Annotated in this window: 2 protein-coding genes; both read right to left on the reverse strand. The window is 57.8% G+C overall.

Features of this window, described 5'->3' with window-relative positions:
• On the reverse strand, positions 1–139 hold a 139-nt coding region (locus SB689_RS22770; protein ID WP_410694344.1), incomplete at its 3' end, for a large ribosomal subunit protein uL22.
• A gap of 12 nt (positions 140–151) precedes the next feature.
• Positions 152–329: 30S ribosomal protein S19 (rpsS, locus tag SB689_RS22775; RefSeq protein WP_410694345.1), on the reverse strand; the 178-nt coding region annotated here is incomplete at its 5' end.

The following is a 329-nucleotide window of genomic DNA, read 5'->3' on the forward strand; positions in this document are numbered from 1 at the left end:
CGATGCCAGCCGCCTTCTTCGGCGAGAACGTCAGAACGTTCAGCGCCTTGTCGACCGGCAAACCGCGGATCTGGTCAGCCACAAGGCGCGTTTTTTGCGCCGAGATGCGGGCACCGCGATGAATTGCTTTCACTTCCATCTTGATTGCCCCTTATTTCTTGGCCTTCTTGTCGGCTGCGTGAACCTTGAACGTACGGGTCAGTGCGAACTCGCCAAGCTTGTGGCCGACCATGTTTTCCGAGATGTACACCGGAACGTGTTGACGGCCGTTGTGAACAGCGATCGTCAGGCCGATGAAATCCGGCAGAATCGTCGAGCGACGCGACCAG

The organism is Chryseobacterium sp. SIMBA_038, assembly GCF_046535115.1.
In the GTDB taxonomy this organism is placed as follows: Bacteria; Bacteroidota; Bacteroidia; order Flavobacteriales; family Weeksellaceae; genus Chryseobacterium.